Genomic DNA, 6,000 nt, shown 5'->3' on the forward strand with positions numbered 1-6,000 from the left:
CGCGGCGCACTGACACCCGGAGACCGCCCCTCGTTCGGTCGCCTGGACGCGCACCGACTGAGCGCCGGATACGGCAGGCGGGGCGCGATCTACGAGCCGTTCAGTTCGGGAAGCTGCCCGGTGGACCATCTGGCGTAGGTGCGCTCATCGTCCACAGTTACCACGTCGGCCACCTGGACGAGTCCAGGTGGAACCTCGGCGCCGTCGAAGTGCTCGATGCTGGGCGTGAAGACGGCCTCCGCGCCGGTGCGGGACAAGGTGACTCGTATCCGGTGCAGTGGCCGGTCGGTGTCTGGTCCGAACACCAGGATCTTGCACAGGTCATAGCCGTATCTCGCTGCAAGAGATCGTATTTGGATCTCGTGCCAGCGCTGACGAGCTCCGGAGATGTCCCCTCGGACAAACCCGACTGCCTTCGACCTGGTCATTTTGACGCCCTCCTCGCCCCGTCGGTGAATGGTGGACTGCACCCCGAGGAGCCAATGGGAAGGGGGCGTCACCCGGTGATACGGCCGCTACTCAGCTTCGCCGCCCGCAAGTCCGCTCAGGGACAGTGAAGGGACAGGAAGACAGCCCGCGGACACCGGTCTACGCTCGGATCATGGGCGGACATGTGGGGCATCGGATCGCCGTGGAACGCAAGATCGCCGGGTTGAGTCAACGGGCGCTGGCGACCCGCGCCGCCTACAGCCTGAGCATGGTCAAGGCTGTGGAGCAGGAACGAGAGCCGGCCTCGCCAGGATTCATCTCGGCGATCGCCCGCGCTCTGCGCGTCACCCCGGAGCAGTTGACCGGCGCGCCCTATGACGACGGAAAACCATTGTCGGACGCGGTGAATGCGCTGTCGGTGCTGCTCGCCGAGGGCCGCTATGCCCGCGCGGTCGAACCCGGCCCGCTGTCCCGCCTCGAGGCGGACCTCGAGGCAGCGCAGCAGCTCTACCGCGGCGACCGCACGCGGCAGACCATTGAGGTGTTGCCGGACATCATCCGTCGCCTGCACGGGGCGATCCGCGAACTGTCCGGTGACGATCGGGCGCACACCTACACACTGCTCACATCGGCCTACGTGCTCGCCGAATGGTCGGCCCGCCGCACCGGACACCTCATGCTGGCGCTACCGGCCCTGGATCTGGCAGACGCCTACTCACCGCTGGCTGACGATTCGAATCTCGGCGCGTTCTCGGCGCTGGCCCGCGCTCGCGTCCTCACCCACTACGGCGAGTCCGAAGTGGCCGGGCAGCTTATCGATTCGGCCATCGACGCCGCCGACGACACCCGGGCCGGTTTGGTGCTCGCCGGATACTCCCATCTGGCGGGGGCCATCAATCAAGCGCGCCAACTCGACCATCCCGGCGCGGCCGACCATATCCGGGCCGCACGGGAGATGGCGGCCCACACCGGTGAGACCGATCTGTACCTGACGGCGTTCGGTCCGTTGAATGTCGAAATCCATGCTCATGCAATCGAATTGGAATCCGGCGATCCGAACCGCGCGGCAGTGGAGGGCGCGCGGCTCACCTACCCGGCGGATTCTCCGCCGACCCGCATAGGCCACCACTGGCACGACAACGCTCGCGCCTGGTTGCTCAGCGGAAAGCCGGACAGGGCGCTGGCCGCGCTCAACAAGGCGCGCGCGGCGGCGCCACAGCAGACCCGCTTGCATCCTTCTGTGCGCGAGACGCTGCACGGCATCGCGGCGGCTCAGCGGCGGCAGTCTGACAATTTGCTCGGCTTCGCGCATTGGCTGGGCGCGACACTGTAGGTGAGAGTGGGCCGCGTTCCACTACCATGACCGCATGTCCGTCCCGCACGCGCAGCGGCCCGACCTGCCCGAATACCTGACCTGGGAGGACCTCGAACGCCTGCCCGATGAGGTCGCCGCGAACATCGAACTGTGGAACGGACGAGTGGTGTGGGTTCGCCGCGGCCCCGCCGAACATCAAGCGTTCATGTTCAACGTGACGAGCGCACTGAAGCGGTGCGCGCGCCAGGCGACGATCGAACAACCCGAACAGTGCTGGCGGGCCGACCTGGAGACGAACGTCTTCTTCGGCCGGACCGGGAAATCCGATTTCATGACGCCCGATTTTCTCGTGTATCGCTGCCTCCCGACCCCCTACCAGGACATTCGCGCCGGTGATGTGGCTTTGGTCGGCGAAGTGCTCTCCCCGTCCAATACCCAGACCGACATCGAGGCGAAGAAGGCTCGCTACGCCGACGGCGGTATCCCCTGGTACTGGGAGGTCACCTTGGCGAGGGAGGCGAGCGCCATCGCCTCTGTGCGGGCCTATGTGCTCGAGACCGAACCAGGTCGGCTGCCGGTCGGCGTTCACCCGCTGCGTCGCGCCAACTACCTGATGGCGGGTGAATGGACCCCGGCGGACAGCGAAGGCATCGAGATCCCTTTTCCCTTCGCCATCGATATCCGGTGGGCCGAGCTGGAATTCTGAGCCGTGCAGAGTCGGGCATCCGCGTCGCGAGCGCCCGGATCAGCACCGCGCGAGCCGTGCTTCTGATACCGAGCGCTTTCAACGACCGACGCCCGCATCGGAAAGGGATGCGGGCGTTGCGTCTTCAAGGCAGCGGTGTTGCCGGTCGCCGGGTGTCAGGGGTGGTGCGGGTCGGCTGCCGAGGCGGCCGGGAGTCGGTTGCGGGGGAGTGAGCCGGGCCTACGCCGGGATGGCGGCGGGGGCCCCGGAACCCGTGTTGTCGGTGCCCGGAGTCTGGGCGGGGGTGGTCGGTGCGGCCGGGGTCGCCGGGACGCCCGAGGGTGTCGAGGCGGAGGCGTCCGGAGTCGCCGGGTTCGCGGGTGTGGCCTGGGGAGCCGGGGCGTCCGGGATGGTGGACAGGCCGACGGTCGGGAGCACCACGCAGCGGGCGGAGGGGTAGTCGATCGTGCCCCAGAGTGAGGCGATGACCATGCCCGGACCGGTCTCGACGGTCTTGGACAGGGCGGGCAGGTTGTATTCGGTGTGTTCGTCGAGCGGGACGATGCCGCTGCGGCCGTTGTTCACGTTCAGCCAGGCGACGGTCAGGCCGGAGGCGAGGGGGAAGCCGTTCTGCTGGGCCATGACCTGGAAGCTGACGCTGCCGGCGGGCAGCGACACCGTGGCGGCCGGGCCCGCGAAGCCGGTGACGGCGGTGGCCGAGGTCAGGCTGAACGGCATGTTGAAACCACAGCCGAGGGTGGGGGCCAGGTACGAGAACGGCGTGAACTGAACGTTTTCCAGTTTCGCGGCGGCGACCAGCTGGGCGGATTTCGCGATGTCGGCGACCGCGGTCTTGCCCGCCGCGTCGTCGCCGACGGCGTGGGTGAGCTGTTCGACGCCGGTCTCGGCGGGGGTGCGGGGCTGATCGGCAGTGGCCGTGGTGGTGCTCAGGGCCGCGGCGGTGGTGAGCGCGGCGATGGCCGCGGCGCGCCGGAAAAGCGTGCTGCCGTTCACTCTGGCTGCTCCTGCGTGGTCGTGATTCTCGCCGAACTGGGACAGCCCGACGCCGCGACATCGCGCGGTATCGGATTCTCCGGCAACGTACCAGTTCGATGCGTGAGCCGCGCCGCCGCGCCGCCGACCGAGTGTGATCCGGGTGACAAAGCGATCGTTACCGGGGGGTAGGTTTGATGGCGACATGCCTGCGACGCTCGGGAGAAAACATGAAGCTGGCCCTTTCACCCGATGAGGTGACATTCCGGGACGAACTGCGCGAGTTCTACCGGACCAAGATCCCGGCGGAGATCCGTGACCGCGTCAAGTACGGTCTCGAGCTCTCTCGCGATGACATCGTCACCACCCACCGCATCCTCAACGAGCACCACCTGGCCGTGCCCAAGTGGCCGGTGCAATGGGGCGGCCGCGACTTCTCGCCCATGCAGCTGCACATCTGGGAAGACGAGATGCAGCTGGCGTCGGTGCCGGAGCCGCTCACCTTCAACGCGCAGATGATCGGCCCGGTCATCGCCCAGTTCGGCTCCGAGGAGCTCAAGCAGCGCTTCCTGCCGCCGACGGCCAACCTCGACATCTGGTGGTGCCAGGGCTTCTCCGAGCCGGACGCGGGTTCGGACCTGGCCTCGCTGCGCACCACCGCGGTCCGCGACGGCGACTCCTACATCATCAACGGCCAGAAGATCTGGACCACCCTGGCCCAGTACGCCGACTGGATCTTCTGCCTGGTCCGCACCGACCCGAACGCCAAGAAGCAGGCGGGCATCTCGATGCTGCTCTTCGACGTGAAGACCCCGGGCGTCACCATCCGCCCGATCAAGCTGATCGACGGCCACCACGAGGTCAACGAGGTCTTCTTCGAGAACGTCCGGGTCCCGGCCGACCAGCTGGTCGGCGAGGAGAACATGGGCTGGACCTACGCCAAGTTCCTGCTCGGCAACGAGCGCACCGGCATCACCGGCGTGGGCCGCACCAAGGTCAAGCTGGGCGTCGCGAAAGAGCATGCGGCGCAGATCCGTTCGGGCAACGGCACGCTGCTCGAGGATCCGGTCTTCGCGGCCCGGGTGGCCGAGATCGAGAACGAGCTGCTGGCGCTGGAGCTCACCCTGATGCGGGTGATCTCGAATTCCAGTGACGGCAAGCCGAATCCGGCCTCCTCGGTGCTGAAGCTGCGCGGTTCGGAGCTGCAGCAGGCCGCCACCGAACTGCTGCTGGAGATCGCCGGTCCGGACGCGCTGCCGGTGAACGCCGCCGACATCGCCTCGCCGGGCTGGGCGCAGCGCAGCGGCCCCGGGTACCTCAACTACCGCAAGACCACCATCTACGGAGGCTCCAGCGAGGTGCAGCGCACCATCATCGCCTCCACCATCCTCGGATTGTGAGCCGCCGCCATGGATTTCGAACTCACCGATGAACAGGTCATGCTGCGCGATACGGTCCGGGACCTGCTGGGCCGCGCCTACGACCCGGAGACGCGCCTGAAGGTCATCGACACCGAACTCGGCTGGAACCGCGACGTGTGGCGGCAGCTGGCCGAATTGGGCGTCCTCGGACTGCCTTTCGACGAGGAGGACGGCGGCGTGGGCGCGGGCCCGGTCGAGACCATGGTCGTCATGGAGGAGATCGGCCGCCGCAACGCGCCCGAACCCTACCTCGACGCCGTGCTGGTCCCCGGCGGGCTGATCGCCCGCGCGGGCACCGCCGACCAGCGGCAGCGTGTGCTGCCCGCGCTCGCGGGCGGGGAGACGCTGCTGGCCTTCGCCCACGACGAGCCCGGCTCCCGGTGGCCCGCCGCCGACCTGGCCACCACCGCGGCGCCGGACGGGGACGGGTATCGGATCACCGGCGTCAAGAACCCGGTGCCGCACGGTGACTGCGCCGATCAGCTGGTGGTCAGCGCCGCCCTGCCCGGCGGTGGAGTCGGGCTGTTCCTGCTCGCCGCCGACGCCGAGGGCGTCACCCGCACCCCGTTCCGCACCTTCGACGGGCGGCGGGGCGCGCAGCTCGAATTCGCCTCCGCGGCAGCCGAACTCCTCGGCGACGGCGGCGACGCCCAGCCGGTGATCGACGCGGTCACGGTGGCGGCGCAGGCGAGCCTGTGCGCGGAATCGCTGGGCGCGATGGAGGAGTCGATGCGGCTCACCACCGATTACCTGAAGACGCGCAAGCAGTTCGGGGTCACGTTGTCCAAGTTCCAGACGCTGACCCAGCGGGCCGCGAACATGTACGTCTCGCTGGAACTGGCCCGCTCCATGAGCCTGTACGCGACCGCGGCGGTGGCCGACGGCTCCGCGGACCGGGTCGCGGCGTCGCGGGCGCGGTTGCAGGTCGGCCGCTCGGCCCGGCACATCGGGCAGGAGTCGATCCAGATGCACGGCGGCATCGGCATCACCACCGAATACCCGGTGAGCCACTATGTCGCCCGGCTCACCGCCATCGCCCGGACCCTGGGCGGCGACCTGGAGCATCTGCGGGTGCTCAGCGATCGGGTCGGCGAGTACAGCCTCGTGGAGTTCTGACCCGCAAGCCCCCTGAACCCGCCCCGCTCGAGCCTCGAGCG

General features: G+C 68.5%; 6 protein-coding genes. 4 read left to right on the forward strand and 2 right to left on the reverse strand.

All coding sequences use genetic code 11. From position 1 onward, the window contains the following. Positions 1-89: 89 nt before the first annotated feature. The gene (locus ACFV4K_RS14785; RefSeq protein ID WP_379275138.1) at positions 90-305 is read right to left on the reverse strand and encodes a hypothetical protein; all 216 of its coding nucleotides are present in this window, start codon (positions 303-305) and stop codon (positions 90-92) included. Between the two features lie 296 nt (positions 306-601). On the opposite strand from ACFV4K_RS14785, the gene ACFV4K_RS14790 reads away from it, so the two are divergent. Both ACFV4K_RS14790 and ACFV4K_RS14795 read left to right on the forward strand, forming a co-directional pair. Continuing rightward, complete coding sequence (locus tag ACFV4K_RS14790; protein ID WP_379275140.1) at positions 602-1,762, forward strand: helix-turn-helix domain-containing protein; 1,161 nt, start codon at positions 602-604, stop codon at positions 1,760-1,762. A 34-nt stretch (positions 1,763-1,796) separates the two neighbouring features. Continuing rightward, positions 1,797-2,450 carry a Uma2 family endonuclease gene (locus tag ACFV4K_RS14795; RefSeq protein ID WP_379275142.1) on the forward strand — a complete coding sequence of 218 codons (654 nt, stop codon included), beginning with the start codon at positions 1,797-1,799 and terminating at the stop codon, positions 2,448-2,450. A gap of 219 nt (positions 2,451-2,669) precedes the next feature. Here ACFV4K_RS14795 and ACFV4K_RS14800 read toward each other — a convergent pair whose 3' ends face one another. Beyond that, positions 2,670-3,443 carry a hypothetical protein gene (locus tag ACFV4K_RS14800; protein WP_379275144.1) on the reverse strand — a complete coding sequence of 258 codons (774 nt, stop codon included), beginning with the start codon at positions 3,441-3,443 and terminating at the stop codon, positions 2,670-2,672. 209 nt (positions 3,444-3,652) lie between these two features. Between ACFV4K_RS14800 and ACFV4K_RS14805 the strand changes: the two genes are divergently transcribed. Together ACFV4K_RS14805 and ACFV4K_RS14810 are read left to right on the forward strand one after the other, a co-directional pair. After that, positions 3,653-4,822: an acyl-CoA dehydrogenase family protein gene (locus ACFV4K_RS14805; RefSeq protein WP_379275145.1), complete on the forward strand. Its 1,170-nt coding sequence runs from the start codon at positions 3,653-3,655 to the stop codon at positions 4,820-4,822. A 9-nt stretch (positions 4,823-4,831) separates the two neighbouring features. Beyond that, positions 4,832-5,959 carry an acyl-CoA dehydrogenase family protein gene (locus ACFV4K_RS14810; protein WP_379275147.1) on the forward strand — a complete coding sequence of 376 codons (1,128 nt, stop codon included), beginning with the start codon at positions 4,832-4,834 and terminating at the stop codon, positions 5,957-5,959. Positions 5,960-6,000 lie beyond the last annotated feature (41 nt).

It is taken from the genome of Nocardia sp. NPDC059764 (genome assembly GCF_042732555.1).
Taxonomy (GTDB): domain Bacteria; phylum Actinomycetota; class Actinomycetes; order Mycobacteriales; family Mycobacteriaceae; genus Nocardia.